22 protein-coding genes are annotated in these 26864 nt (G+C 69.4%); 14 read left to right on the forward strand and 8 right to left on the reverse strand.

Features of this window, described 5'->3' with window-relative positions; translation table 11 throughout:
• Window positions 1–10: 10 nt before the first annotated feature.
• A complete protein-coding gene (locus tag TR33_RS20670; protein ID WP_014909350.1) occupies window positions 11–535 on the reverse strand; it encodes a DUF6315 family protein in 525 nt (174 codons plus the stop codon).
• Between the two features lie 192 nt (window positions 536–727).
• A complete protein-coding gene (locus tag TR33_RS20675; protein WP_014910687.1) occupies window positions 728–1075 on the reverse strand; it encodes a hypothetical protein in 348 nt (115 codons plus the stop codon).
• 190 nt (window positions 1076–1265) lie between these two features.
• Here TR33_RS20675 and TR33_RS20680 point away from each other — a divergent pair, with 190 nt between their 5' ends.
• Complete coding sequence (locus tag TR33_RS20680; RefSeq protein WP_017533811.1) at window positions 1266–2837, forward strand: hypothetical protein; 1572 nt, start codon at window positions 1266–1268, stop codon at window positions 2835–2837.
• A gap of 36 nt (window positions 2838–2873) precedes the next feature.
• Here the strand turns inward: TR33_RS20680 and TR33_RS20685 are convergent, their stop codons facing one another.
• Window positions 2874–3665 (reverse strand): glutamate racemase, encoded by a 792-nt coding sequence (locus TR33_RS20685; protein WP_042284833.1) that lies wholly within the window; start codon window positions 3663–3665, stop codon window positions 2874–2876.
• A 247-nt stretch (window positions 3666–3912) separates the two neighbouring features.
• On the opposite strand from TR33_RS20685, the gene TR33_RS20690 reads away from it, so the two are divergent.
• From TR33_RS20690 to TR33_RS20710, 5 genes are all read left to right on the forward strand, one after another.
• Complete coding sequence (locus tag TR33_RS20690) at window positions 3913–5376, forward strand: FAD-binding oxidoreductase (protein ID WP_042284973.1); 1464 nt, start codon at window positions 3913–3915, stop codon at window positions 5374–5376.
• A 71-nt stretch (window positions 5377–5447) separates the two neighbouring features.
• The gene (locus tag TR33_RS20695) at window positions 5448–6734 is read left to right on the forward strand and encodes an SAM-dependent methyltransferase (protein ID WP_042284835.1); all 1287 of its coding nucleotides are present in this window, start codon (window positions 5448–5450) and stop codon (window positions 6732–6734) included.
• A gap of 118 nt (window positions 6735–6852) precedes the next feature.
• Window positions 6853–7338 carry a hypothetical protein gene (locus TR33_RS20700; protein WP_014912467.1) on the forward strand — a complete coding sequence of 162 codons (486 nt, stop codon included), beginning with the start codon at window positions 6853–6855 and terminating at the stop codon, window positions 7336–7338.
• 134 nt (window positions 7339–7472) lie between these two features.
• Window positions 7473–8747 carry a sugar ABC transporter substrate-binding protein gene (locus tag TR33_RS20705; RefSeq protein WP_017533814.1) on the forward strand — a complete coding sequence of 425 codons (1275 nt, stop codon included), beginning with the start codon at window positions 7473–7475 and terminating at the stop codon, window positions 8745–8747.
• The gene (locus TR33_RS20710) at window positions 8747–9694 is read left to right on the forward strand and encodes a carbohydrate ABC transporter permease (protein ID WP_017533815.1); all 948 of its coding nucleotides are present in this window, start codon (window positions 8747–8749) and stop codon (window positions 9692–9694) included. Before TR33_RS20705 ends, TR33_RS20710 begins: the two co-directional genes overlap by 1 nt.
• Here TR33_RS20710 and TR33_RS20715 read toward each other — a convergent pair.
• Window positions 9655–10005 carry a hypothetical protein gene (locus tag TR33_RS20715; RefSeq protein ID WP_234305907.1) on the reverse strand — a complete coding sequence of 117 codons (351 nt, stop codon included), beginning with the start codon at window positions 10003–10005 and terminating at the stop codon, window positions 9655–9657. The two genes, TR33_RS20710 and TR33_RS20715, sit on opposite strands and share 40 nt — an antisense overlap.
• A gap of 109 nt (window positions 10006–10114) precedes the next feature.
• Here TR33_RS20715 and TR33_RS20720 point away from each other — a divergent pair, with 109 nt between their 5' ends.
• A complete protein-coding gene (locus TR33_RS20720; protein WP_017533816.1) occupies window positions 10115–11017 on the forward strand; it encodes a carbohydrate ABC transporter permease in 903 nt (300 codons plus the stop codon).
• A 70-nt stretch (window positions 11018–11087) separates the two neighbouring features.
• Here TR33_RS20720 and TR33_RS20725 read toward each other — a convergent pair whose 3' ends face one another.
• Window positions 11088–12674 (reverse strand): long-chain-fatty-acid--CoA ligase, encoded by a 1587-nt coding sequence (locus tag TR33_RS20725; RefSeq protein ID WP_042284837.1) that lies wholly within the window; start codon window positions 12672–12674, stop codon window positions 11088–11090.
• Window positions 12675–13032: 358 nt separating this feature from the next.
• Here TR33_RS20725 and leuS point away from each other — a divergent pair, with 358 nt between their 5' ends.
• The 3 genes from leuS (at window position 13033) to TR33_RS20740 (ending at window position 16888) form a co-directional block, all read left to right on the forward strand.
• Window positions 13033–15528 carry a leucine--tRNA ligase gene (leuS, locus tag TR33_RS20730; protein ID WP_014912095.1) on the forward strand — a complete coding sequence of 832 codons (2496 nt, stop codon included), beginning with the start codon at window positions 13033–13035 and terminating at the stop codon, window positions 15526–15528.
• Between the two features lie 83 nt (window positions 15529–15611).
• Window positions 15612–16238: a hypothetical protein gene (locus TR33_RS20735; RefSeq protein ID WP_234305908.1), complete on the forward strand. Its 627-nt coding sequence runs from the start codon at window positions 15612–15614 to the stop codon at window positions 16236–16238.
• Window positions 16235–16888, forward strand: a complete 654-nt coding sequence (locus TR33_RS20740) for a hypothetical protein (protein WP_042284839.1) — start codon at window positions 16235–16237, stop codon at window positions 16886–16888. The genes TR33_RS20735 and TR33_RS20740 overlap by 4 nt, the downstream gene beginning before the upstream one ends.
• A 4-nt stretch (window positions 16889–16892) precedes the next feature.
• On the opposite strand, the gene TR33_RS20745 is transcribed toward TR33_RS20740, so the two are convergent.
• Together TR33_RS20745 and lexA are read right to left on the reverse strand one after the other, a co-directional pair.
• Window positions 16893–17984, reverse strand: coding sequence for an alpha/beta hydrolase family protein (locus TR33_RS20745; protein ID WP_378757744.1), 1092 nt, complete (start codon window positions 17982–17984; stop codon window positions 16893–16895).
• Window positions 17985–18041: 57 nt separating this feature from the next.
• Window positions 18042–18716 (reverse strand): transcriptional repressor LexA, encoded by a 675-nt coding sequence (gene lexA, locus TR33_RS20750; protein WP_014913245.1) that lies wholly within the window; start codon window positions 18714–18716, stop codon window positions 18042–18044.
• 701 nt (window positions 18717–19417) lie between these two features.
• On the opposite strand from lexA, the gene nrdR reads away from it, so the two are divergent.
• Window positions 19418–19945, forward strand: coding sequence for a transcriptional regulator NrdR (nrdR, locus tag TR33_RS20755; RefSeq protein WP_017533822.1), 528 nt, complete (start codon window positions 19418–19420; stop codon window positions 19943–19945).
• A 159-nt stretch (window positions 19946–20104) separates the two neighbouring features.
• Window positions 20105–22918 carry a vitamin B12-dependent ribonucleotide reductase gene (locus tag TR33_RS20760; RefSeq protein ID WP_042284841.1) on the forward strand — a complete coding sequence of 938 codons (2814 nt, stop codon included), beginning with the start codon at window positions 20105–20107 and terminating at the stop codon, window positions 22916–22918.
• A gap of 116 nt (window positions 22919–23034) precedes the next feature.
• Here TR33_RS20760 and TR33_RS20765 read toward each other — a convergent pair whose 3' ends face one another.
• Window positions 23035–23340: a hypothetical protein gene (locus tag TR33_RS20765; protein WP_014913239.1), complete on the reverse strand. Its 306-nt coding sequence runs from the start codon at window positions 23338–23340 to the stop codon at window positions 23035–23037.
• Window positions 23341–23606: 266 nt separating this feature from the next.
• Between TR33_RS20765 and TR33_RS20770 the strand changes: the two genes are divergently transcribed.
• Together TR33_RS20770 and TR33_RS20775 are read left to right on the forward strand one after the other, a co-directional pair.
• On the forward strand, window positions 23607–25388 hold the full coding sequence (locus TR33_RS20770; protein WP_014912156.1) for an SPFH domain-containing protein: 1782 nt from the start codon (window positions 23607–23609) through the stop codon (window positions 25386–25388).
• Window positions 25389–26843, forward strand: a complete 1455-nt coding sequence (locus tag TR33_RS20775) for an SPFH domain-containing protein (RefSeq protein ID WP_042284843.1) — start codon at window positions 25389–25391, stop codon at window positions 26841–26843.
• The last annotated feature ends 21 nt before the right edge of the window (window positions 26844–26864 follow it).

A 26864-nucleotide genomic window follows, 5' to 3' on the forward strand; every position in this document is an offset into this window, starting at 1 on the left:
AACGGGACCCTCAGCCTCGTGTGCGGTAGCCGAAGAGACGGACCGCGTAACCGGGGGAGTCGTCCTCGGGTTCCTGGATGTGCCAGCGGTCGTCGTGCTCGCCGACCAGGAGCTCGCTCCACATCATGTCGATGAGTTTGAGTCTGGAGACCACCGAGGCCTCCGGGTCCAGGACGATCGAGTACGAGTGGTCGGTGAGCCGTTGGGTCACCATGCCCACGGACTGGCCGTCCCAGATGGCCGGGACGGTGGCGTGGCCGACCTCGACGCCGCACAGCCGCAGCTGCTCGACCTCCTCGTCGAGGGCCTCGGCGGCCAGGGCCCCGTCCAGACGCAGGGCGTCCTCCAGCTCGTCGCGATCCTCGTCGGACCGCAGGTAGGCGTGGTAGGTGCGGTAGTCGCACGAACGGCACTTGCGCCAGACCACGCAGCGGGCCAGCCCGTAGGCGGACTGCGCCTCGCCGACACTCTGGTAGTCGCTCACCTTGCGGATCATGCCGCATTCGCAACACAGGGCAGTGAGATCCTGCTTCATCGGAGTCCCCCCTCCCAGGTGAGTATGCGACGGATCGAGCCTGTTAGGGAACCCGTTCGGCGAGGAAGTCGCGGCAAGGAGTCGTCATCAATGCCCAAAATGACCGGCTGACGGGTTTCGCGGGCGCGGAAAGAGGCGCCGGGGTGGCCGTTCTCACGTTCGCCACACCCGGCGGAGTGCCGTCCGACGCGGTCAGTCGTCCATGGACAGGCCGCGTTTGTTGCGTTCGGTCCAGTCGCGCATTCTCTGCGGGTAGCCGACGATCTGGACGTCATAGGCGGGGGCGGCCAGATCGGCCGCGACCTTGCGCAGGACCTCGGGGGAGCCACAGCGGCGGCGGATCCACTCGCCGTCGGTGGCGACCGCGACCGCGGTGGCCCGGGTCGCGAAGGTCTCGGGTTCGACGAAGAACTCCACCCCGACCCTGGTCTTCGCGAACTCGATCAGTGCCTTGATATCCGAATCCTCGGCGGCCCGGTCGAACCGGGCCTTGCCCTTGCGGTTGGCCTTGCGGAGTCCGAAGCGGTCTCGCCATCCCATCGGTGGCCGTCTCCTCAATGCGGGTCCGGTTCTCGTGCAAACTCGGCTGCGCGCGAGTCTATCCACTCGGACAACGAGCGAGGTGGGCCGAGAGTGCCCCGGCTGCACCGGTTTCAAGTGTTTTCCGGACGGCTCGGTCACCACGCTGCTACGTTCTGTTCACACGCGGCTCGGTCAGGGGGAGAAAGACATGCCGATGTGGACATGGGCTGGGGAAACGGCGCGTCGACTGCGCGCCGCGGGGCAGGAGGAGTTGGCCGAGGCGGTGACCCGGCTGCCCCGACTGTGCGAGGCCGGCGACTCGGTCAAGGTCGAGGCCGTGGCGCGTTCGGCGATGCGCACGGCGCGACGTCTGGTCGCCGAGGCCGGTAACCGGGAGGCCGCGGTCCCCGGGGTGTTCGGTCCGCCGACCCTGTTCTATCTGGCCTATTGGCCGTTGGCGGTCCGGGTGGGGGCCCTGGGGGAGGGGCGTCGCGCCCTGGCCCAGGCCGAGGCCGCGGCCCGGGACGAGCCCGCTCCGCACACCCACGGTCCGCTGCCGGTCTCGGCCCGGGTGTCGCTGGTGCGCTGCCAGTCCAACATCGACGCCCGGGGCACCACCGAGATCCGACGCGAGTTGTTGTCGGCGCGGAGCCTGTCGGGTTGGGAGGACACCCCGGCCTGGCCGGCGTTCACCCTGGCCAGGGTGCATCTGCTCATCGACGAGGAACAGGCCGACCGCGCCGAGGCGGAGCTGCGCCGTTACGAGCACACCGCCACCGGGCCGGCCCTGCTGGGGGCGGAGGGGGTGTTCGCGCTGGTGCGCGCCCTGCGACACCAGGACAAGCACACCGACGCGCTGGAGACCCTGGACCGGCTGGAGGCCGAACTCGGGTTGGAGGAGGAGCGCGGCGCCAATCCGCGTCGGACCGCTCTGCTCCGCTCGATCCGTTTCGAACGGGCCCGTCTGCTGTCCTGGCTGGCCCGACTGGGGTTGTGCGACGCCCGTAAGGCCATCGCCCTGCTGCCCACCGTGGAGGAGGCCGAGGCCTGCCCGAATCTGCGCCCGGCCTGGACCGAGGCGGTGGAGAACCTCGTCTGCCAGGGGAGCGTGCGCAACGACTGGCGGCTGGGCGTGCGGGTGACCACCTGGTCGCGTTACTTCGAGCGGGTGGGGGCTCCGCGTCGCGGCGCCGAACTGGCGTTGGCCGCGACCCGGCTGGCCTGCGGTCGGGGTGCCCGTTGGGTCGCGGAGTGCTCCGCGCGGCGGGCCGAACAGCTCATCGGAGAGCTCGGCGGGGTCGAGGAGATCACCGGAGACCTGGCCGAGGCCCGGTCGATGGTGGGTTCGATGGCGCCGATCCGCCCGCTGGCCCCGTCGGAGGGCATCCTGGAGTTCCTTCGGGCCCGTCCCGCCGAGGAGGTCGACCCCGAGGAGCAGGCCGAACAGGTGAACGTGGCGCTCTCCGCCAGGCCGCACGACACCGCCCTGTTGAGCGCGCTCGGCCAGGTGGGGCGCACCCTGATGTTGTCCGACGCGGCGACCGAGCCCCAGTGGCGGCATGTCCGCGAGCAACCGGGCGACCAGCGTGCGGCCCTGTCGCTGTTGGAGACGTTGATGCACGACAACGACACCGCGGGGGTGCGCGACCTGGTCCGGACCCTCGCCGCGGGCGCCCTGTCGACCGGGGAGACGGCAGCCGGTGGGCACCCGGGCGTCGCCGCCGCGCCGGAGGCCGTCACCCGGATGGTCCAGCCCGCGGGGGTCCGCGAAGCGCGTTGATCCGGGCGGGCCCGGTCGGTGGGGCCGGGCCCGGGATCAGCGGTCGGCGCGGGCCCCGTCGAGGAGCGACCGGCCGGCCGGGTAGTTCAACGCCGCGGCGGGCAGTTCTGCGGGTCGGCCGCTGGCCAGGACCCGCACCCGGCCGGCGCGCGCGGACGGGGGTTCGGCGGTGCCGATCCGGCGCAGTGTCTGGGCGGCGACCGCGTCGGCGGCGGTGAACAGCGCGGCCCTTCCGCCGAGGGCCGCCGAGATCCGCTGTCCGACCAGGTCGTAGTGGGTGCAGCCGAGCACCACCCCGCGTACCTCGGGCGGGGTCAGTTCCGCCGCGTAGTCCACCGCGTCGGTGATCCTGCGCGGGTCGGCCGACTCCACCGCCTCGGCGAGTCCGATACAGGCCACCGGGGTGACCTCCAGGTTCGAGGCGAAGGTCTCCACCAGGCCGCGCTGGTAGGCGCTGCGGGTGGTGGCCTCGGTCGACCAGACCGCGATGGGGGTGCCCGCGGCGGCGGCCGGTTTGATGGCGGGGACGGTGCCGATCACCGGAACGCCGGGCTCGTATTCGGCGCGCAGCGCGTCCAGTCCGTGGACCGAGGCCGTGTTGCACGGCACCACCACGGCGTCCAGGCGACCGCCGTCCTCGGCCACGGCCCGAGTGGCGGCGCGGGCCCCGGCCAGGGCGCGTCCGATCACCTCCTCGGGCGTTCGGGGGCCCCAGGGCATGTGGTCGGGATCCATGGACAGGTACAGGTCGGCGTCGGGTCGTGCCGCGCGCAGAGCGGCGGCGGTGGACAGCATGCCGATGCCGGAGTCGATGAGAGCGATGCGCACGTAACGGGATCCTATGCGGGCCGGCCGGTGACGCCGCCGGCACACGGGGTGACCGGGGGGTCGCCGCCCTCGGAAAGGGTGCGCGCCGGTCGCTCGTGGACGACGACGGGTGAGACACGTAGCGAAATGGGGTGGCACAGAACCGTTACCGATAGGTAGAACTGAGGGGATCGGCCTGCCCCGGCACGCCATGCGACCGGTTCTGGCCGACCTGATCCGAGCCGCGCGAACCGTCAGGGGATCCGGTATGACCCGAGAGCAGTCCGGTACCACTCCGCACCAGGGATCGATCGAGGGGACCGCTCCCCCGACGGGGATGGCCGAGCATCGGGTGGCGGTCCAGCGGCTGAGCCGGGAGTATCGGGCGCTGCCGGCCGACGCCCCGGTCCGCCTGGCCAAGCCCACCTCCAACCTCTTCCGGTTCCGTGAGCCCTCGTCGGCTCCGGCGTTGGACGTGTCCGCCTTCTCCGGGGTGATCTCCATCGACCCGGTCGAACGGTTGGCCGACGTCGGTGGGATGACCACCTATGAGGAGCTGGTGGCGCGGACCCTTCCGCACGGTCTGATGCCCATGGTCGTGCCTCAGCTGCGCACCATCACCCTGGGCGGCGCGGTGACCGGTCTGGGGATCGAGTCCTCCTCGTTCCGTAACGGTCTGCCCCATGAGTCGGTGCAGGAGATGGAGGTCCTCACCGGTTCGGGCGAGGTCGTCACGGCCACCCGTGACAACGTCCACTCCGATCTCTTCCACGGTTTCCCCAACTCCTACGGAACGCTCGGCTACGGCCTGCGGTTGCGTATCGAGTTGGAGCCGGTCTCTCCCTACGTGCACCTGCGCCACCTGCGTTTCTCCGACGCGGGCGAGGCCATGGCCGCCCTGGAGGTCATCTGTGACGAGGCCTCCCACGATGGGGAGCGGGTCGACTTCGTCGACGGTGTGTCCTTCGCGCCGGACGAGCTGTATCTGACGCTGGCCCGGTTCACCGATCGGGCGCCCTGGACCAGCGACTACACCGGTACCGACATCTACTACCGGTCCATTCCGCGCTACGCGGGCGAGGGCCCGGGCGACTACCTCACGATCCACGACTATCTGTGGCGTTGGGACACGGACTGGTTCTGGTGCTCCCGGGCCTTCGGTACCCAGAACCCGCTGGTGCGTCCGCTGTGGCCCCGTTCCCTCAAGCGTTCCGACGTGTACCGCCGTCTGGTGGCCTGGGATCGGCGCACCGACTTCTCCCGGTTGCTGAACCACTACCGTGGGCGCACCCCGCAGGAGCCGCTCATCCAGGACGTCGAGGTGGGGGTGGAGCGCGGCGCGGAGTTCCTCGACTTCTTCCATTCCGAGATCGGCATGACCCCGTTGTGGATGTGTCCGCTCCGGCTGCGCGAGCCCCGCCGCCCGGGTATGTCCTCCGACGAGCACGTGTGGCCGCTGTACCCGTTGGAGAACGACCGGCTCTACGTGAACTTCGGGTTCTGGGGGCTGGTCGACATGAAGCCGGGGCAGCGTCGCGCCCACCACAACCGTCGGGTCGAGGAGGAGGTCTCCCGGCTCGGCGGTCACAAGTCCCTCTACTCGGACGCCTTCTACTCCGAGGACGAGTTCTGGGAGCTGTACAACGGCACGGCCTATCGCGGTCTCAAGGAGGCCTACGACCCGGACGGGCGTCTCCTGGACCTGTACGCCAAGTGCGTACGCAATCGCTGAAGCATCAGGACACCACCGGCGGGGGCGACCCGTGGGCATGGGTCGCGTCCGCGAGGAGGAAGGACGAGAGCATGCGGCTTGCAGAGATCTTCGAGCGTGTCGTGGGAAACGACGCGCCCATCCGTTTCACCGCCTATGACGGAAGTTCCGCGGGGGATCCCCACAGCGACGTCACCCTGCGCGTGCGTACGCCGGTCGCCGTCAACTATCTGGCCCAATCGCCCAACGCGGTGGGTCTGACGCGCGCCTACGTCTCCGGTCACCTGGAACTGGAGGGCGACATGTACACGGCGCTCAGACGGATGGCGGACTTCGTCTTCGCCGAGGGCGTCAACGTGTCCGCCCGCGACATGGTCGAGATCGTCCGTTCCGTCGGCTGGGTCAAGTTCGTCAATCGGGTGGCCCCGCCGCCCCAGGAGATGCGCCGAGGCACTCTGCTCGGGCGTGGGGCGCGCCATTCGAAGAGGCGCGACGCCGAGGTCATCCACCACCACTACGACGTCTCCAACGAGTTCTACGAGCTGGTCCTGGGGCCGTCCATGACCTACACCTGCGCGGTCTTCGACGACGAGGACGGGGGGCTGGACCGGGTCGGGGACTTCGACGGCGCGTTGGAGAGCGCCCAGTTCCGTAAATACGACCTGATTTCTCGGAAGCTCGGTCTTCGAGAGGGCATGCGTCTGTTGGACGTGGGGTGCGGTTGGGGTGGCATGGTGCGGCACGCGGCCCGTGAGTACGGGGTCAAGGCCATCGGCGTGACCCTGTCCAAGGAGCAGGCCGAATGGGGGTCCAAGAAGATCGCCCAGGAGGGGCTGGGCGGTCTCGCCGAGGTCCGGCACATGGACTACCGGGACGTGCCCGACGGCAGTTTCGACCGGATCAGCTCCATCGGTCTGACCGAGCACATCGGGGCGAGGAACCTGGACGCCTACTTCGCCTCGCTCAACGACAAGCTGGTGCCGGGAGGGCGTCTGCTCAACCACTGCATCACCCGGCCCGGTAACAACCTCAAGCCCATGGACACCAAGGGCGTGATCAACCGTTACGTGTTCCCCGATGGTGAGTTGGAGGGGCCCGGGACGATCCAGACCGCGATGAACGACGCGGGCTTCGAGATCCGGCACCAGGAGAACCTGCGCGAGCACTACGCGCTGACCCTGCGCCATTGGGGCGCCAACCTGGAACGGCACTGGGACGAGGCGGTCGCCGAGGTGGGCGAGGGGACCGCGCGCGTGTGGCGTCTGTACATGGCCGGTTGCGTGCTGGGCTTCGAGCGCGACGTCGTGCAGCTCCACCAGATCCTCGGGGTGAAGTTGGACGGCACCTCCGCGCACATGCCGTTGCGTCCCGTCTTCTGATCCGGGTCGGGGGTGTTCGCCGCACGCGGACACCCCCGCCGCCTGCCCCGCGAAGGGGCGGTGAGGGGGCATGATGGGGGCGTTGCGCAAGCGTCCATCTGCTGTGAAGGGACCCACCGTGTCCTCCGACGACCACGCCTCCCAGGGCGAACCGACGCCCGCCCCCGATCTTCCGGACCACGTCAAGGAGACCGCGATCGCCCTGGTCGGTGCCTACGTGGACCACGACCGGGAGGAGCTGGACCGGCTCATCCCCCCGGCCACCGACGACGCCGACGACGTGCTGTCCGAGCTCAAGGTGATCGCCGCCTTCCTCAGCCGCCGGGTCCAGAGCACCGGGGTGGTGTGGAAGCCGGCCGATTCCCGTGAGGCCGTGGCCACGACCGTCGCCGAGATGCTCCCGCCGGAGCTGGAGTTCGCCGTCTCCACCGCGTGGGAGGCGCACTCGGTGGGCGAGGAGGAGGTGGCCGAACGCTTCACCCGGGGCGACCCCATGGTCTACGTCCACATGCTCGCGGCCTTTTGCGCCGCGATCGGAACGGCCGTCTACAAGAGGGCCGAACTGATCTCCACCCTGCGCCAGGTCGCCGGTCTGAGCGAGTGACCGGAAGGGGCGTCGCGAACCTCCCCTAACAGCTCAGCCACAAGTCGCAGTGGTTTACTTCACAAGTCGTCGTTCTTTACGTAGGTTTCCTACCAACCCTCAGGGGACCCTCGAACGGAACGGGAGGCGAGCCCATGGCCCGCAGACGAGCACACCAGTACGTTTCCCTCCCCGCGGCCTCTCTGGCCCTGGTGCTTGCGGCGACGGCCTGTGGCGACGACAACACGAGCGACGCCCTTCAGGTATGGATCATGGAGGGCACCAACCCCGACGCCTCCGCCTTCTTCGACGCGGCCAATGAGGCCTTCACGGAGGAGACCGGGATGGACGTCGAGGTCGAGTTCGTGCCCTGGGCCGACGCCCAGGACAAGATCTCCACGGCGATCGCGGGCGGGACCGTGCCCGACGTCATCGAACTCGGCACCACCTTCACCCCGGAGTACGCCGCCGCGGGAGCCCTGCACGACCTGTCGGGCTATATCGACGACCCCTCCCGGTTCCATCAGGAGATGTACGAGATGGGCGTCGTCGACGACGCGGCCTACGGTGTGCCCTGGTACGCCTCGATCAGGTCGATCATCTACCGCAAGGACATCTTCGAGGAGCACGGCCACGAGGAGCCGACGAGCTGGGAGGAGCTGCGCGAGACCGCGCTCGACCTGGCCGAGGCCGAGGAGGACATGATCGTCTTCCCGGTGCCCGGACAGGCCCAGTACTCGGTGATGCCGTGGATCTGGGGCGGTGGCGGAGAGCTGGCCGTCCAGGAGCCCGACGGCACCTGGACCTCCACCGTCGACTCGCCCGAGGGACGCGCCGGGGTGGAGTTCTTCACCGGCCTGGCGCTGGAGGACGGTCTGTCCACGACGGGCGCCGTCAACTGGAACGAGATCGACGTCATGGAGTCGCTCTCGGACGAGAAGTCCATCATGGCGATCTCCAACAGCTCCAACCCCAAGGCCATCCTGGAGGCCAACCCGGACCTGGAGGGGAAGCTGGGGGCCTTCGTCCTGCCCGGGCGGGAGAGCGGCTACACGGACTCCTTCGCGGGCGGATCCCTGCTGTCGGTGTTCGAGGGCACCGGCAACGAGGAGGCCGGTTGGCGGTACGTCGACATGCTCACCGGTACGGACCTCTTCGACCGTTGGGGCGAGGAGAGCGGCTTCTTCCCGGCCGGGGTGGAGCAGATCGAGACCTACGCCGAATCCGACGATCCGCTGGTCCGGCCGTTCGCGACGCAGCTTCTCGACGCGGGCCGTAGCACCCCGGCGCTTCCGGCCTGGTCCCAGGTGGAGGCCGAAGGGGTCCTGGTCGGTATGCAGCAGGACATCCTGAACGGGAACGCGACCGTGGACGAGGCGACCGAGAACGCGGCCGCGACCATCGAAAGACTTCTCAACGAGGGCGCTTGATGAACACACCGACCCGTGAGCGGTCGGGACGGGCGCCGCTCCTGAGCATGCGGGGGCGACGCACCCTCCTGCCCTGGGTCCTGCTGGCCCCTCCGCTGGGGGTCATCGGGATCCTGTTGCTCTTCCCCATCGGCCGCATCGTGTGGCTGTCCTTCCGGGACTTCAGGTTGGCCAACCTGGTCTCGGGGGAGTCCGAGTTCATCGGACTGCGGCACTACGTCGACCTGCTGTCCGATCCGTACCTGTGGCGGGTCGTGCTCGTCAACACGGTGCTGTTCGCGCTGGTGGCGGTGGTGCTGACGATCGTGTTCGGCACGCTCGTCGCCCTGCTGCTGTCCACCCTGGGCTCCGTCGCCCGGGTGGTGGTCGTCTCCTGCATCATGGTGGCCTGGGCGATGCCCGCGGTCAGCGGCACCTACGTGTGGATCTGGATCTTCGACGTCGATCAGGGGGTCGTCGCCCAGGCGTTGATGTCCCTGGGGGTGGTCGAACCCTCCGGACACAACTGGTTCGCGGACCGCTTCTGGTTCTACGCGATCGTCACGCTCAACATCGTGCACAGCGGTTTCCCGTTCGTGGCCGTGACCGTGCTGGCGGGTCTGCTCACGGTGCCCAAGGAGCTGTACGAGGCCGCCCGGATCGACGGGGCGAGCGCGTGGAAGCGCTTCTGGCACGTCACGTTCCCCACGCTGCGGCCGGTGTTCGCCGTGGTGACCGTGCTGTCCACCATCTGGGACTTCAAGGTGTTCGCGCAGATCTACCTGATGCCCGGAGGCGACGTCGGAGGATCACAGATGCTCAACCTGGGCGTGTGGTCCTACATCCAGTCCTTCGGCCAGAACGACTTCGGCAAGGGGTCGGCCATCGCGGTCATGCTCACGCTGCTGCTCCTGGTGGTCACCCTCGTCTACCTGCGCGCGCTGTTCCGAGAGGACGAGCTCAGATGAGACACGTGAGAGGACGGGGGACGCGCCCGATCGGGGTCGGAGACCAGACGTTCGCGGACGAAACGCCAGTCCACCGAGGCCAGGGGGCGCCCGGCCAGATCCTCGCGGATCGCGGCCATGGTGCGCAGCCCGTCCTCGGTCAGCGGTCCGTCGTCGTCGTTCCCGCGCGCCAGGCGGTCGACGTACCGGTGCAGCCCGCGCCCACTCGGGTCGGCGAGGGCGTGCCGGACGGCGTTCTCCCGGAAACGGGCGTCGTAGGGGAGCCAGGAGGCGATGACCTCGGTAGGGGAGGGGCCGGAGGGTTCGTTCACGCGCACGCTCACCTCTTTCCCCGCTCTTCGCGGGATGAACGGGATTTCAGGACATATCCCCTCGGCGCCGTCGGGCGCGGCGGGCGTCGTCGAAGGAGGGCCGTAGGACATGACTGACTCCCGGAGCGACGCGGAGCGGGACGGGGCCTCCTGGGAGGCCCGGGTACGAGAGGCACGTCGGCATGGGGACCGGCTCCGCGTGGGGCGGATCGTGGCCAAGGCCGCCGGAATCTCGCTGCTGCTGCTCTTCACCCTGTTCCCGGTCTACTTCATGCTGGTCAGCGCCTTCTCCGACCGGGCGACCTCCGGAACGGGCGCGCTGTTGCCCACCTCCTTCACCTTCGACAACTTCGTGTACGTCATGGTGGAGGGCAACTTCTCCCTCTACCTGCGCAACTCGTTGACGGTCGCGGCGATCACCGTGGCCATCTCCTGTGTGCTCGCGATGTTGGCGGCGGTGGCGGTGGGGCGGTTCCGCTTCCGGTTCCGCACGGCCGTGCTGGTCCTCGTGCTCATCGTGCAGATGGTGCCGCTGGAGGCCCTGGTCATCCCGCTGTTCCTCCAGGTGAGGGACCTCCAGATGCTCAACACCGTGCTGGGCCTGGCCATCGCCTACGTGGCCCTCTCCCTGCCTCTGGCCATCTGGATGATGCGCGGCTTCGTCGCGGCGGTGCCCAAGGAGGTGGAGGAGGCCGCCTACATCGACGGGGCCTCGTGGCCGCAGATGTTCTGGAAGGTGCTGTTCCCGTTGGTGGCCCCGGGTCTGGTGGCGACCGCGATCTTCTCCTTCATCGTGGCCTGGAACGAGTTCGTGCTGGCGATGACGTTCATGACCCAGAGTCAGAACTACACGGTCGCGGTCGGGCTGCGGCAGTTCTTCGGCCAGTACTCCAACGACTGGGGCCACGTCATGGCCGCCTCCACGATCATCACCATCCCGGTGATGATCTTCTTCATCCTCGTCCAGCGTTGGCTGGTGGCGGGGCTGGTGCAGGGTGCGGTCAAGGGCTGAGGCCGCTGTCATCGACACGAGATCGAGGGGCCGCCCGGGCGGGCGGCCCCTCGTCCATGCCCGCTCCGGATCAGCCCTCGCGCAGCTCGCGCTTGAGGATCTTGCCGGTGGAGGTCATCGGCAGCTCGGTGCGGAACTCGAACTCGCGCGGGTACTTGTAGGCGGCCAGACGCTCCCTGGCGAAGGCGTCCAGTTCCTCGGCGGTGACCTCGGCGCCCTCCTTGGGGATCACGAACGCCTTGATCTCCTCGCCGTGGGTGTCGTGCGGCACGCCCACGACGGCGACCAGGCCGACCGCGTCGTGGGTCATCAGGACCTCCTCGACCTCACGCGGGTAGACGTTGTAGCCGCCGCGGATGATCATGTCCTTGGAGCGGTCGATGATGAAGTAGAAGCCGTCGTCGTCACGGCGGGCGATGTCGCCGGTGCGGAACCAGCCGTCCCTGATCACCTCGGCGTTGATCTCGGGGCGGTCGTGGTAGCCCTTCATGATCAGGTGGCCGCGGATCGCGATCTCGCCGACCGGGTCCTCGTCGCCCTCCTTCTCCTTGACGACCTCGTTCCAGTCGGGGTCGATCAGCCTCATCTCCACGCCCCAGACCGGGCGGCCGATCGAGCCGGGCTTGGCCCCGGTCGCGGGGTTGTTGAAGGAGGCGACCGGCGAGGTCTCGGAAAGGCCGTAGCCCTCCTTGATCCCGACCCCGAAGAGCTCGGTGAAGTCCTCGGCGAGCCGGGCCGGCAGGGCCGAACCACCGGAGACGGCGTCCACCATGTTCGCGGCGATCCCCTCGAGGTCGTAGCGGCCGGGCTCGGCGGCCCGGGCGGCGTTGAGCAGACCCCAGTACATGGTGGGCACCCCGGCGAAACCGGTGACGCCCTCCTTCTGCATCAGGCTCAGGGCCTGATCGCCGTCGAAGCGCGGCAACAGCACCATGGTGCCGTGCCGGTACAGGGCGGCGTTGAGCATCACCGTCTGCCCGAAGATGTGGAACAGCGGCAGGACGACGAGGGAGACGTCCCGCCCGTCCGGGTGCGGGTTGACCAGGCCGGCGGCGACCACCGCGTTCATCATCAGGTTGGTGTGGCTCAGCTCCGCCCCCTTGGGGCGGCCGGTGGTGCCGCTGGTGTAGATGATCACGGCGGTGTCGTCGCCGTTGGACTGGACGGTCTCGAACGTGCCGGGCATGCCGTCCAGGGCGGCCCAGATGGTCTCGGCGCCCTCGATGGTGGACTCGGTCGCCCCCGCGGTGGCGGGCATGTCCACGAAGAGCTCACAGCTCTCCACCTGTTCGAAGGCGTCGAAGGACCGCTGACCCAGCGGGAGGTCGGGCGTGCCGGTGAAGGCGAAGAGCGCCTTGGCCCCGGAGTCCTCCAGGTGGTAGGCGATCTCCCGGGGGGTCAGCAGCACGTTGAGCGGCACGACCACGGCGCCGGCCTTGAGGGCGCCGAAGTACACGAAGGGGAAGTAGGGCAGGTTCGGGCTGGCCAGCGCCACCCGATCGCCCGGCCGGACGCCCCGGGCCACGAGCAGGTTCGCGACCTGCGAGGCGATCATGTCGGTGATCGCGTAGTTCAGGCGCGTGTCGCCGAAGACCAGGCACTCCTTCTCGGGTACGGAGCGCGCTCCGTCCTCCAGAAGTGTGGACAGGTTGAACATGGGGGCCTCCCGCGGCAGATGATCCGGACAGGTGCGAGCAGGGTCGATGTGACCTGCGTCGCGTGTTCTGCGCCACTTTGACGGAAGAGTAACAAACCGCGCGGTCGGTGGGGAGGGCGTGAAGGGGTGGGGACCGACCCGTGTGTCAGAGGGGGGCGGGTGCGCCGGAGGCGGCGGGGAAGAGGGCTTCGACGGGGGACGGCAACCGCTAACCTGAAGAGGACAGACAGACCGAGGAACGGCCGAGGAGCCGCACGTCCCGCACGGGTCATGGAACGGCGGCACCCCTCCTCCCGCTTCGAGGGAGATCCGTTTCCCCCACCCGCGTCGACGCGGGAGCACCCACGAAAGAGATCTGATGACAGCGGTAGACGGCGACCAGACGACGGGCGACACCTACGACGCCCGCGCCCTCCAGGACAAGTGGCAGGCGCGCTGGGCGGCCGAGCTTCCGTTCCAGGCGAGCGAGGACCCCGGAGACGACCGGCCCCGCTCCTTCGTGGTGGACATGTTCGCCTACCCCTCCGGTGACCTGCACATGGGACACGCCGAGGCCTACGCCATCGGCGACGTGATCGGCCGCTACCGCCTCCAGCGCGGCGACAACGTCCTGCACCCCGTCGGCTGGGACTCCTTCGGCCTGCCCGCCGAGAACGCGGCGATCAAGAACAACTCCCACCCGGAGAAGTGGACCTACGCCAACATCGAGACGCAGGCCGCCTCGATGGGCCGCTACGGCGTGGCGGTGGACTGGTCCCGTCGTATCCACACCAGCGACCCCGAGTACTTCAAGTGGAACCAGTGGCTGTTCACCCGCTTCTTCGATCGGGGTCTGGCCTACCGCAAGGACGGCCTGGTCAACTGGTGTCCCCAGGACCAGACCGTGCTGGCCAACGAGCAGGTCGTCCAGGGCCGCTGTGAGCGCTGCGGCGCCGAGGTCGAGCGCCGCGCCCTGAACCAGTGGTACTTCAAGATCACCGACTACGCCCAGCGCCTGCTGGACGACATGGACCAGCTCGATGGCGGACGTTGGCCGGACGAGGTCCTGGCCATGCAGCGCAACTGGATCGGCCGCTCCACCGGCGCCGACGTCCACTTCGAGATCGAGGGCCGGGACGAGCCGGTCACCGTCTTCACGACCCGCCCCGACACCCTGTACGGAGCGACCTTCTTCGTCGTGGCAGCCGACGCCGAGTTGGCCGAGGAACTGTGCGCCCCGGAGCAGCGTGAGGCCTTCGAGACCTACCGCTCCGACGTCGCCAAGCTCTCCGACATCGAGCGTCAGACCACCGAGCGCCCCAAGACCGGTGTGTTCCTGGGCCGGTACGCCGTCAACCCGGTCACCGGCGAGCGCATGCCGGTCTGGGCCGCGGACTACGTCCTGGCCGGATACGGTCACGGCGCGATCATGGCCGTCCCCGCCCACGACCAGCGCGACCTGGACTTCGCCCTGGCCTTCGACCTGCCCGTGCGGGTCGTGGTCGAGACCGGCGAGCCCGACCCGGCCGAGACCGGCGTCGCCACCGCCGGCGAGGGCGTCCTGCGCGACTCCGGTCCGCTGGACGGCCTGTCCAAGGACGAGGCCATCGAGCGCATCATCGAGGTGCTGGCCGAGCGCGGCACCGGCGAGGCCACGGTCAACTACCGTCTGCGCGACTGGCTGCTCTCCCGCCAGCGCTACTGGGGCACCCCGATCCCGATCGTCCACTGCCCCTCCTGCGGCGAGGTCGCCGTCCCCGACGAGCAGCTCCCCGTCACCCTGCCCGAGCTCAAGGGCGCCGAGCTGGCTCCCAAGGGGATCTCCCCGCTGGCCGCGGCCAAGGACTGGGTGGAGGTGGACTGCCCCTCCTGCGGCGGCCCGGCCGAGCGCGACACCGACACCATGGACACCTTCGTGGACTCGTCCTGGTACTTCCTGCGCTACTGCTCCCCGCACCTGGACACCGCCCCCTTCGACACCGAGGCGGTCAACAAGTGGGGCCCCGTCGACCACTACATCGGCGGTAAGGAGCACGCGACCCTGCACCTGATGTACGCGCGCTTCTTCACCAAGGTGCTGCACGACATGGGCATGCTCGACTTCACCGAGCCCTTCGCCCGTCTGACCAACCAGGGTCAGGTCATCAACGAGGGCCGGGCGATGTCCAAGTCGCTGGGCAACGGTGTCGACCTGGGCAAGGAGATCGACGCCTACGGTGTGGACGCGGTCCGCCTGACCATGCTCTTCGCCTCCCCGCCCGAGGAGGACGTGGACTGGGCCGACGTGTCCCCGACCGCGGCCCTGAAGTTCCTCAACCGGGCCTACCGCGTCATGCACGAGGCGGGCGCCGCCGGTACGCCGGGCGCGGACCCCGCCACCGGCGACGTCGAACTGCGCCGGATCACCCACCGCTCCATCGACCAGATCACCGCCCTGATCGAGGACAAGCGCTTCAACGTGGCGATCGCCCGTTGCATGGAGCTGGTCTCGGCCACGCGCAAGGCGATCGACTCCGGCCCCGGAGCCGGGGACCCGGCCGTGCGCGAGGCCGCCGAGTTCGTGGCCGTGGCCCTGTCGCTCTTCGCGCCCTACGTGGCCGAGGAGGGCTGGGAGAAGCTGGGGCACGTGGGCACCGTGGCCGCCGGGAACTGGCCCGAGGCCGACCCGGAGCTGCTGGTCCAGGAGACGGTCACCTGTGTCGTCCAGGTGCAGAACAAGGTCCGCGACAAGCTGGCGGTGGCCCCCGACATCTCCGACGAGGAGCTGGAGCGTCTCGCCCTGGCCTCGGAGAAGGCCCAGGGGTTCATCGGTGACAAGACGGTCCGCAAGGTGATCGTCCGCGCGCCCAAGCTGGTCAACATCGTCGTCGGCTGACGCGCCCGACGGGGGCGGTGGTCGCGACGGTGATCACCGCCCCCTACGGTTGTCCTGAACACGTATTGGGAGGCGGTGGCCGAGTGGGCTCTTCGGCGGCGGGTGGTGGGCTTGGACCCCGACCGTGGACGCGGGCGCTGATCATCGGGGCGGGGGCCGTGCTGCTCGCGGGGGCGGCCGTCGGCGGTGGTCTCGTACTCGCCGGGGACGATCCCGACCGGCCCGACGGGGACGACGTCCTCGCCTCGGCGCCCACGTGCGCGTCGATCCCCGAGGACGCGGTGCTCTCGGCCCTTCCCGGAGCGACCCCCGAGACCGAGGGCCACGGCCCCCTCGCCGGCGGGGAGAGCAGCACGTGCGTGTGGACCTCCCTGGCCCCCGACGGAGAGGGGCGGGGTTCCCTGCGTGTGGACCTGTCCGCGCGCTTCACCGACGCCTCCGCCGAACCCGTGGTCACCGGCGAGCGGGCGGCGGTCCTGGCCCGTGACGCCGCCGTCCCGGTCCGCGGGGAGCAGGTCGACCTGGCCGGAGGAACCGAGGCCGGGGTCTGGCGCGGACGACTGCCGGGCACCGCCGAACTCGCCTTCCAACGCGACAACATGCTGGTCCGGGTCTCCTACGTGGGGGAGGCCGACGGGGAGCCGGTGTCCTTCGGCAGGGCACGCGACACGGTGGTGGACTTCGCGGCCCGGCTGGAGGAGACCCTGTGAGCGTTCCCCCGTACGGGGCCGCCGACCCGGGGACACCGCCACCGCAGAGCCGTGTGTTCGCCACCACCGCCCTGGTGGTCCTGGCCCTGATCGTCCTGGCCGCCTCCGGTCTCCTGGCCTGGTACCTGTTGACCTCGGGGGGTGAGCGCGGAGAATTCGAGGCCGCCCCCGAATGCGGGATCGGGCGGACCGAGGTCCTCGACGAGATCGTCCCCGACCACCGGCTCGAGGTCGAGGAGACCGTCGGTACCGCTCAGGACACCTTCGGTACCGGCTGGCAGTGCCGCTGGGCCACCCCGGAGGGGGAGGGCGCCTCCGTGCCCGCCGCCGCCACCCTCGTCCTGGTGGCCGCCCCGGTCGAGGGAGGGCCGGACGTCGCCTCCGGCACCCTCTCCTCCACCGCGCAGGGGCACGAGCCCGAACCGGTCGACGACCTGGGGGACGAGGCGCTCCGGTGGGTCGAGACCGGGGCCTTCGAGGTGGGCTGTACCGGGGTGCGGGTCTCCAACCTGTACGTCGAGACCTGCTACACCGCCGCCACCGACTACGAGGCCACCGGATCGGTCGACGGGGAGAGCGCGGCCGAGGACGCCGAGCGTCTGGCCCGTTCGATCGTGGCCGAGCTGCCCGAGGGCACCGCGGCCGACTGAGGGCTCACCAGAGCCCGTCGACGAACCTCTCCAGGGCCGGGGCCACGTCGGGGGAGAAGGGCCGGTCGCCGTCGAGGGCGGCCGCGCCGGGGGAGTCGTCGTACTCGCGCAGGACGTGGTCGGTGCCGGGCAGGTCCACCCGCTCGGCGTCCTCGAACCCGGTCATGAGCCGATCGATCTCGTCCCGGGGGATCTGGGCGTCCTCCTCGCCCCACAACACCAGGACCGGGGTGTCGTCCGGCAGGTCGCGGGCGAGGTCGACCGGGTCGAAGGCGTCGATCCAGGCGAGGAAGTCCTGGTTCTGAGGCGCGAAGATCCCGGTCGGGTCGTACATGTCCAGTTCGTCTCCGGCGCGGACGAGGGCGCGGGCCGTCCGGATGTCGGAGAGGATCATCGCGGCGTCGGACTCGTTCACGGCGCCCTGGGCCTCGGCGGTGCGGACCTGCTCGGTGATCTGTCGGTCGATGACGTCGAGCATGCGGGCCCCGGGCGGGGCGGCCAGCACCAGGGCGGGGTCGGCGTCCTCCAGCACCTCTCGGGCGCGCAGGGCGAACAGGGCGCCTTCGCTGTGGCCGACGATCAGGGTGCGTTCGGGGTCCACCTCGGGCTGGGCGATCAGCTCCTCGTAGGCGGCGGCCATCTGGGCGTCGAAGAGCAGGGGATCGATGTCCTCGCCCATGGCCTCGACGGTCTTCTCGTCCCAGGTGTCGGGGTCGCCGCTGCCGAACTTGTCGTAGCGCAGGGAGGCCACCCCGGCGCCGGCCAGGACCCGGGAGAGGTTGAGGTTGGTGTCGGCCTCGGGGCGGCCGTCGCTGTTGCCGTTCCGGTTCGTCGGCCCGCTGCCGGAGATGATGAGGGCGCCCGGCACCGGCTCCCCGTCCGGGGATTCGGGGTGGGTGAAGGAGCCTTCGACGGTGAACCCGCCGCCCTCGAAGGTCACGTCGCGGCCGTCGGCGGAGAGCCCGGGAGGTTCGGGCCCCTCGTCGCCGGGGGAGCAGGCGGAGGCGGACAGCGCGACGGCGATCACGGCCGACGTGAGGAGGGTACGTCGGGAGGAACGGTCGGGGAGGGCGGGAACACGGACACGAATGGACACGTTCTTCAGAGTATCGGCCGGTCCGTGGGCCGCGCCCTCCACCGTTCGCGGAGGGGGTCAGACGCGGCGCATGACCGTGACGACCTTGCCCAGGATGGTGGCCTCGTCGCCGTCGATCGGCTCGTAGGCGTCGTTGCGCGGCATCAGACGCACGTGACCGTCGGCCCCGCGGTGGAACACCTTCACGGTGGCCTCGTCGTCCAGCATGGCCGCGACGATGTCGCCGTTCTCGGCGTTGGGCTGCTGGCGGACCACCACCAGGTCGCCGTCGGTGATGGCGGCGTCGGTCATGGAGTCGCCGACCACGGTGAGCATGAACAGACGCCCCTCGCCGACCAGCTGACGGGGCAGCGCCAGGACGTCCTCGACCGACTCCTCGGCCAGGATCGGGCCGCCCGCGGCGATCCGTCCCACCAAGGGCACCGAGGCGGCGCGGGTGGCGTCGGCGGTGAGCTGGTCGTGGGTCAGGCTCTGGCCCTCGTCGCGGCCGGGAACGCACAGTTCCACGGCGCGTGGCCGATTCTGGTCACGGCGCAGGTAGCCCTTGCGCTGGAGCACCTTGAGCTGGTGGGCCACGCTGGAGGGGCTGGAAAGGCCGACCGTCTCGCCGATCTCCCGGATCGAGGGCGGATAACCGCGTTCGCGAACATAACGCTGGATGCAGTTGAGAACGCTCTGTTGGCGCGCGGTGAGTTTGGGGGCGACGGGCGTGACACCGCCCGTGTCACCCACGGGCGAAAGAACGGTGGTGTTTCCGGAGTGATCGGCTCCGGGGTTGTCCTCCGGCACGGCCGGGCCTCCTCGGTGTTCGGTTCGGTCAGGGCCTGTTCGGGTGTCCGGTGCCGGCCCTGCCGACCGGCTGGTCCGCGGGGTGGTGAAACCGGCGTGAAAACAAGGTCAAGATTAGTCGTTGCACACGGTGATATCAAACAAGCGTTCGAGGGTCGTGGAGATATGACCGGGCCTTTTCGATGGACGTTTTCGGGTCCCCTCGATCGGGCGTTCGCGCGTCTTCGTCCGAGGGTGTTCGGCCAATGTCGAAAACGGCTTTCCGGGGGTCGGTCCGAGGGCGGTATGGGGTTCGTCTCGTGGAAGTCGGTCGAGGGTCCGAACGGGCCGGAAAGGCCCGCCTCGTAAGGGGCGGACGCCGCTCCGGCGGATCGCCGGACGGAGGGCGCGCGCCCTCCGTTCCCGTAGTCTTGACGCCGGTGTCCGGCACCGCCCCGCCCCCGTCTCCACCCCCCTCTCCGAGCGCCCCGCGAGGGTCCTCGACGCGAGCCCGGGAACACGCCGTCGTCAAGGTTGCGACCCGCGCTGCGGAGGGCTAGGTTCGACCACAACATCTGGTGTTGCCGATGGGGCTTGCGCCTAGAAGTTGTGGTTAAGTAGACCTACGGGTCGTTGTTCGGGTCGAGGGAAGCAGGTGAACCGGGATGCACTGTCCGTTCTGCCGCCATCCGGACACCCGGGTGATCGACAGCAGGTCCACCGACGACGGCGCGGCCATCAGACGCCGCCGCACCTGCCCGGTCTGCGAACGCCGCTTCACCACGCAGGAGACCGTCCTGCTCATGGTCGCCAAGCGCTCCGGGGTCACCGAGCCCTTCAGCCGCACCAAGGTCATCGCCGGCGTCCGCCGCGCCTGTCAGGGGCGCCCGGTCTCCGAGGACGCCCTCGCCAAACTGGGGCAAAAGGTCGAGGAGGAGATCCGGTCCAGAGGCGTGGCCGAGGTCCCCGCCCACGAGATCGGGCTGGCCATCCTCGGCCCGATGCGCGACCTGGACGAGGTCGCCTACCTGCACTTCGCCAGCGTCTATCGGGGCTTCGAGAGCCTGGCCGACTTCGAGGCCGAGATCGCCGGTCTGCGCCGTGACCGAGGGGAGGACCCCTCGAAGCGGGAGGAACCGTCCGAGGGGAACGGATCGCCCCGACCCGCGATCGACACCACAACTTCGGGCTAGCAGTCCGGACGTCCATCGCGACGTCCGGAGCCATCATCCCGGGTGGTCGACCTCACGGCGAGGGAGCACGCCGCCGTGGTCGACCCACCCCGCCACCAGGGACATCCGCGCGGGCATCAGCGTTTCCGCGCACGATCAGTATTTCGGGGAGACTCCGTCATGACGGAAACCACCAGCGGCCCTACGGGACGCAAGGGCAAGGGGTCGCGCAAGGGCCTGAAGATCAAGCGGGTCTTCACGACCGCCGGTACCCACCCCTACGACACGCTGGAGTGGGAGCGTCGGGACGTCGTCATGACGAACTGGCGCGACGGCAGCGTCAACTTCGAGCAGCGCGGCGTGGAGTTCCCCACGACCTGGTCGGTGAACGCGACCCAGATCGTGGCCAGCAAGTACTTCCGTGGCGCGCTCGGCACCCCCGAGCGCGAGTGGAGCCTCAAGCAGCTCATCGACCGCGTCGTCGGGGTCTACACCGACACCGGTCGTAAGAACGGCTACTTCGCCTCCGACGAGGACGCCGAGGTCTTCGACCACGAGCTCAAGTACGCGCTCGCCCACCAGCTCTTCAGCTTCAACTCGCCGGTCTGGTTCAACGTCGGCACCACCTCCGCCCAGCAGGTCAGCGCCTGCTTCATCCTGTCCGTCGACGACACCATGGAGTCGATCCTGGACTGGTACAAGGAGGAGGGGATCATCTTCAAGGGCGGTTCCGGCGCGGGTGTGAACCTGTCCCGCATCCGCTCCAGCAAGGAACTGCTCACCTCGGGCGGCACCGCTTCCGGTCCGGTCTCCTTCATGCGCGGCGCCGACGCCTCCGCCGGGACCATCAAGTCCGGTGGCGCCACCCGCCGCGCGGCCAAGATGGTCGTGCTGGACGTCGACCACCCCGACATCGAGGAGTTCGTCGAGACCAAGTCCCGCGAGGAGCACAAGATCCGTGCCCTGCGCGACGCCGGCTTCGACGTGGACCTGGGCGGCGCCGACATGTTCAGCGTCCAGTACCAGAACGCCAACAACTCGGTCCGGGTCTCCGACGCCTTCATGCGCGCGGTCGAGACCGAGTCCGACTTCGGTCTCACCTCCCGTACCACCGGCGAGGTCATCGCGACCGTCGACGCCAAGGGCCTCTTCCACCGCATGGCCAAGGCCGCCTGGGAGTGCGCCGACCCGGGCATCCAGTACGACGGCACCATCCAGGACTGGCACACCAACCCCGAGACCGGTCGCATCTCCGCGTCCAACCCCTGCTCGGAGTACCTGTCCCTGGACGACTCCTCCTGCAACCTCGCCTCGATCAACCTGCTCAAGTTCCTGCGCGAGGACGACACCTTCGACGTCGAGCGGTTCACCCGGCTCACCGAGCTGATCATCACGGCGATGGACATCTCCATCACCTTCGCCGACTTCCCGACCGAGAAGATCGGCGAGACCACCCGCGCCTACCGTCAGCTGGGCATCGGCTACGCCAACCTGGGCGCCCTGCTCATGGCCACCGGTCACGCCTACGACTCCGAGGGCGGCCGCGCGGTCGCCGCCGCCATCACCTCGCTGATGACCGGCGCCGCCTACCGCCGTAGCGCCGAGATGGCCGGGGTCGTGGGCCCCTACGACGGCTACAAGCGCAACGAGCAGGCGCACAAGCGGGTCATGCGCAAGCACGCCGCCGCCAACGACGACCTGCGCACCATCGGCACCCTGGAGGAGCCCATCCACGCCGCCGCCACCGGCGAGTGGGCGGAATGCCTCAAGGTCGGCGAGCGCAACGGTTGGCGCAACGCCCAGGCCAGCCTGCTGGCGCCCACCGGCACCATCGGCTTCATGATGGACTGCGACACCACCGGCATCGAGCCGGACTTCTCGCTGGTCAAGTACAAGAAGCTGGTCGGCGGCGGCTCCATGCAGATCGTCAACCAGGCGATCCCGCGGGCGCTCAAGAACCTGGGCTACCAGGACGAGCAGATCGAGGCGATCGTCGAGTACGTCGCCGAGAACGGCCACGTGGTGGACGCCCCGTCCCTGCGCCCCGAGCACTACGAGGTGTTCGACTGCGCGATGGGCCGCCGCTACATCCAGCCCATGGGTCACGTGCGCATGATGTCCGCCGTGCAGCCGTTCCTGTCCGGCGCGATCTCCAAGACGGTGAACGTGCCGGAGGAGGCGACGGTCGCCGACTTCGAGCACATCTACTTCGAGGGCTGGCGTCTGGGGCTCAAGGCCCTGGCCGTCTACCGCGACAACTGCAAGGTCGGACAGCCCCTGTCCACGGCCAAGACCGAGGACAAGGCCGAGGAGAGGACCGAGTCGGCCCCCGAGGTCGTCGAGGTGCCCCGTCCGGTCCGTCGTCGTCTGCCCAAGAAGCGGCCGAGCGAGACCACCTCGTTCTCCGTGGGCGGCGCCGAGGGTTACATCACCGCCGGCTCCTACCCGGACGACGGTCTGGGCGAGGTCTTCATGAAGCTCGGCAAGCAGGGCTCGACCCTGGCCGGTGTCATGGACGCCTTCTCCATCGCGATCTCCATCGCCCTCCAGTACGGGGTCCCGCTGGAGACCTACGTGGAGAAGTTCACCAACATGCGCTTCGACCCGGCCGGTATGACCGACGACCCGGACATCCGCATGGCGCAGTCGGTGGTGGACTACATCTTCCGTCGTCTGGCGCTGGACCACCTGCCCTACGAGGAGCGCGCGGCCCTGGGCGTGCTGTCGGCCTCCGAGCGCGAGGCGCAGCTCAACGGCGAGGACCCGGCCCAGATCGCCGCCCAGGTGGAGTCCTACTCCCAGTCGGCCTCCACCGGCGCGGCCACGACCGAGTCGGCCCCGACCGCCCCGGCCGAGGCGGAGGAGAAGCGGGCCCCGGCCTCCGAGGGTTTCGTGGCGGACGCTCCGCTGTGCATCACCTGCGGGACCAAGATGCGTCCCTCCGGTAGCTGCTACGCCTGCGAGGGCTGCGGCGCCACCAGCGGTTGCAGCTGATCCGAGGCCTCTAGAGGCGATACGAGACCTCTAGGGACCGAGTGATCGAGGGGGAGCCGCGCGGCGTCTCCCCCTCTTCGTCGTCTCCGTGTCCCGTGGACGTTCCGAGGGGACGGTCAGTCGCCCTTCCGGTCGCCGACGACGGTGGCGACGGCGGCGGTCGCCGCGGTCACCCCGAGCACCGAGGGCCAGGCGCCGACCTTCTTGGCCAGGGGGTGGGAGAGGCCGAAGGCCCCCACGTAGAGACCGGTCAACGCTACGGCGGTGCCCAGACCCGAGCGGCGACGCCAGGTCTCGAAGGCGGCGGCGCCGCACGCGGCCAGGACGGCGCCGCCCAGCGGCCTGTTGCCGGTGGCGCGGGCCACCGAGTAGCCGCCGATCAGACCGGCGCTGGTCAGGGCGGCACTGGGTAGTGCGGTCATCGGGATCCTCCCCATGGATGTGTTCCGTCCCTTTCGACGGTAGCCCCCTCCTCGGCGGGTCCTCGGGCGGCTCGCATGTAGAGGTCGGGGAGAGGTCGCATTACGCTCCAGCCACGGATCTGTGTTTCGGTTTGTCCGCATGGCACTCTTATGTTCTGGCCACTATCGCCTGTTCGCGTACGAAATCCGCTCTCACCTGGAACCCGAGCGGTGTACGCCGCGTCGAAGTCGTCAGTTCCCGCTGTTCCAGAATGGAGTGCTTGCCTATGTCGTTCGCGCAGACAGTGCGCGGTGCGGCCGGTGCGATGGCCCAAGGGGCCGATCCGCGTCAGGCCGTCACCGACGCGGTCCAACAGGCCGCGGGCCAGATGTCCGGATCGGGCTCCCAAGGGTCCGGACAGGGCTCGGAGGGCGGACTCGACCCGCGCGACTTCATCGCCGCGCGTGAGCAGGGCACCTCCGTCGACACCCGCATCGAACAGAAGACCACCTCGCTGAACAACGCGGGCGAGGCGCTCAACCGCAGCTACTACGAGCGCGGCTCCGGCGGCCCCGTCCACGTCATCTGCCCGATGGTGATCCCCCGGGGACGCACCTTCGTCACGATGCTCCCCGCCATCGTCCTCATCGCCCTGGGGCTGGTGGGCACGGTCGCCGTCGTGGTTCCGGAGACGGTCACCCTGGGGAGCAACCCGCTGCTCCACCCCTTCTTCGGCCTCCACTACTGGCTCGTCACCCTCGCCGTCACCGCCTTCATGTGGTGGCGCCAGGGCATGGTGATGGTCCCCGAGGGCTGCCAGGCGATCGTCACCCGCTTCGGCAAGATGGAGAACCTCTTCCAGCCGGGTCGGGTCACCCTGCTCAACCCGTGGAAGCGCGTCTCCTACATCGTCAACACCACGCGCGAGTACCCCTTCAACGCCCCCATCCGCTCCGCCCCCACCAAGAGCGGCGTGCAGGCCTCCGTCGACCTGTTCGTGCAGTTCAAGATCGAGAACGCCACGGACTTCGTCTACACCCTGGGCGGCGTGCCCGGTTTCCAGGAGAAGCTCAACAACGCGATCTCCGAGACGACCCGGAGCCTCATCTACGAGCAGGAGGCCTCGGCGATCTACGACATGGTCGGCGAGTCCACCCACGGTCTCCTGGAGGCCCTCAACCGGCAGTTCAGCGGGATCGTCGTCCTCACCAGCGCGAACATCACCCACGCCGAGCCCTCCAGCCAGGAGTACCGGATGGACCTGGCCGCCCCGGAGATGGTGCGGGTGGCCAAGGACGCCTACACGTTCGAGTACGAGCTGCAACTGCGCAAGGAACAGAACGAGGGTGACCTGAACAAGGAGCTCGCCACCCTCAACGAGACCCTGTCGGCGATCCAGGCCGACATCGCCCAGTACCAGGCGCAGATGGACACCGCCCTGGAGCGCGAGACCAACCGGGCCCGTGCCCTGGCACGGCAGCGCTTCGTGGAGGCCGAGTCCGAGGCCAACGCCAACTCGGCGCTCCTCCAGGCCCAGGCCCTGGACATCCGCGCCGTCAGCGCGGCCGAGGCCCCGGAGATCCTCAACTACCGCTTCCGGGAGAACCTCCTGGACAAGCTGGAGGCGGTCGCCGACAGCCTGCCCCAGGTGCTGCGCATCGGCTCCGGAGACGCGGCCAGCGTCGACTACCTGCGCATCGCCCAGGAGATCATCGGCCAGGCCGACACCGCCCTGTTCTCCGACGAGGACATGGCCGCGATCCGCGGTCGCCTCGGCGAGATCCAGGACCGGATCGCCCGGCGTCAGCAGGAGATCGAGGAGATCGTCGAGGGCGACTCCGAGGACGTCCGCGGCCCGGCCGCGGAGGACCCGGGACAGGACCTGGTCGAGGAGATCCGCCAGTCGGTGAGCGACGACGCCATCGACGAGCGTCTGTCCGAGGCCGCTCAGGAGGACGCCGAGGCCGACGCCTCCGCCCTCCCGTCCCCCGACACCACGCCGCAGAACCCGCAGGACCCGCCGTTGCCCCCGTGGGCGCAGGGCGGCCAGAACCCGGGAGGTCAGTAGATGAGCGAGTCCTTCAACCCCGGTAGCGGCTCCAACATCAAGGAGTCCCTCGCCTCGTGGGGCGACCTCGCCGGCCTTCTACGGGGTGGAGACCAGGGGGCCATCGTCCCCGTCGTCATCCCGCGCGACAACCGGGGCCTGCGCTGGATGATCCTGGTCTGGTTCGGCCTGTTCGCGCTGCTCTCCGCGCTGGTCATGTCCATCCGCGTCGTGATCGGCGAGGGGCTGGGGGCCTCGTCCCTGTTGGCCGTGCCCACCCTGATCGTCGGTGTCCTCAGCGTGCTGGCCGCCGTCCTGTGGTGGTGGCGCGGATCGATCGTCGAGATCGAGGAGGGCACCACCGGCATCCTCACCAAGTACGGCGCCTACGCCAGGAGCATCGGCCCGGGCCGCCACTACCTGTGGCACCCGTGGGCCCGCGTCGACTTCGTGGTCGACACCCGTACGGAGATCCCCTACACGGCACCGGTCCTGGCCTGCCCCACGCGGGAGAACGTGCCGCTGAAGTCGATCGAGTTCTTCCTGAAGTTCCGCATCGACGAGCCGTACGCGTTCGTGACCACCATCGGCGCGAGCAACTTCGACCTGGTGCTGTCCAGCGCGGTGCAGGACGCCATCCGTCAGCGCAGCCGTCAGGTGAACACCGAGTCCGCCTACGACCTGCGCGGATCCAACGTCGAGGACATGCGCCGCCTGCTCAACGAGCAGCTGCGCAAGTACGGCGTGGTCATCACCGGCTGCAACATCCCCGACGTGCAGCTGCCCAACCAGTACCAGCAGCACCTGGCCACCCGGGAACGGGTCGCCAAGGAGCTGGTCGCCTACGAGCAGGAGTGGGAGCTCACCCGCAAGCGTCGTATCGACACCCTGCTCATGGACATCGAGCGCTCCAAGAAGACCCGTGACGCCAAGATCGTCGAGGTCAACGCCTCCCTCAACAAGGCGCGCAAGGACGTCGCCCAGATGCTGGAGGAGCAGGAGACCGAGGCCCAGCGGGTGCGGTACGAGATCGAGACGCGCGGCCGGGCCGACCTGGTGGCCGCCGAGAACGAGGCCAAGGCGCAGCAGCGTCTGGCCACCGCCTACCGGGACAACCGGGCGGTCCTGGAGTACGAGCTGGCCCGCCGTCGTCTGGACGTGGGCGCGGTGCTGGCCGAGCGGGCCCCGCGCCCGGTCGTGGTCCAGACCGAGGGGGGTACCGGCGACGGTTCGGCGCTGTCCACCCTGCTGACCGCCCAGTTGCTGCCGCAGGTCATGAACGGCGCGAGCGGCTCGCGCGCGCCGCTCGCGCAGGGGGCCCAGGACGCCCTCGGTTCGGCGCAGGGCGCGGTGGCCGCGGCGGCCGCGCGCCAGCAGCAGATGTCCGAGGAGTACCAGCAACAGCAGGACACCGCGATGCGTCAGCAGTTCGAGCGGGGAGAGGGCTACGGGGACCAGGGGCGTCGTCGCCGCTGACCGTACCCCCGCGAGGAGAAG

Source organism: Nocardiopsis alba, from assembly GCF_000710955.1.
Classification (GTDB): Bacteria; Actinomycetota; Actinomycetes; order Streptosporangiales; family Streptosporangiaceae; genus Nocardiopsis; species Nocardiopsis alba.

Excerpts from the sequence above, each read along its gene's own strand:
- TR33_RS20705 (WP_017533814.1), top strand. The coding sequence starts at position 7,473 with ATGGCCCGCAGACGAGCACACCAGTACGTTTCCCTCCCCGCGGCCTCT.
- TR33_RS20675 (WP_014910687.1), bottom strand. The coding sequence starts at position 1,075 with ATGGGATGGCGAGACCGCTTCGGACTCCGCAAGGCCAACCGCAAGGGC.
- nrdR (WP_017533822.1), top strand. The coding sequence starts at position 19,418 with ATGCACTGTCCGTTCTGCCGCCATCCGGACACCCGGGTGATCGACAGC.
- TR33_RS20670 (WP_014909350.1), bottom strand. The coding sequence starts at position 535 with ATGAAGCAGGATCTCACTGCCCTGTGTTGCGAATGCGGCATGATCCGC.
- TR33_RS20775 (WP_042284843.1), top strand. The coding sequence starts at position 25,389 with ATGAGCGAGTCCTTCAACCCCGGTAGCGGCTCCAACATCAAGGAGTCC.
- TR33_RS20720 (WP_017533816.1), top strand. The coding sequence starts at position 10,115 with ATGACTGACTCCCGGAGCGACGCGGAGCGGGACGGGGCCTCCTGGGAG.
- TR33_RS20725 (WP_042284837.1), bottom strand. The coding sequence starts at position 12,674 with ATGTTCAACCTGTCCACACTTCTGGAGGACGGAGCGCGCTCCGTACCC.
- TR33_RS20680 (WP_017533811.1), top strand. The coding sequence starts at position 1,266 with ATGCCGATGTGGACATGGGCTGGGGAAACGGCGCGTCGACTGCGCGCC.
- TR33_RS20760 (WP_042284841.1), top strand. The coding sequence starts at position 20,105 with ATGACGGAAACCACCAGCGGCCCTACGGGACGCAAGGGCAAGGGGTCG.
- TR33_RS20695 (WP_042284835.1), top strand. The coding sequence starts at position 5,448 with ATGCGGCTTGCAGAGATCTTCGAGCGTGTCGTGGGAAACGACGCGCCC.
- TR33_RS20690 (WP_042284973.1), top strand. The coding sequence starts at position 3,913 with ATGACCCGAGAGCAGTCCGGTACCACTCCGCACCAGGGATCGATCGAG.
- TR33_RS20765 (WP_014913239.1), bottom strand. The coding sequence starts at position 23,340 with ATGACCGCACTACCCAGTGCCGCCCTGACCAGCGCCGGTCTGATCGGC.
- TR33_RS20770 (WP_014912156.1), top strand. The coding sequence starts at position 23,607 with ATGTCGTTCGCGCAGACAGTGCGCGGTGCGGCCGGTGCGATGGCCCAA.
- TR33_RS20710 (WP_017533815.1), top strand. The coding sequence starts at position 8,747 with ATGAACACACCGACCCGTGAGCGGTCGGGACGGGCGCCGCTCCTGAGC.
- leuS (WP_014912095.1), top strand. The coding sequence starts at position 13,033 with ATGACAGCGGTAGACGGCGACCAGACGACGGGCGACACCTACGACGCC.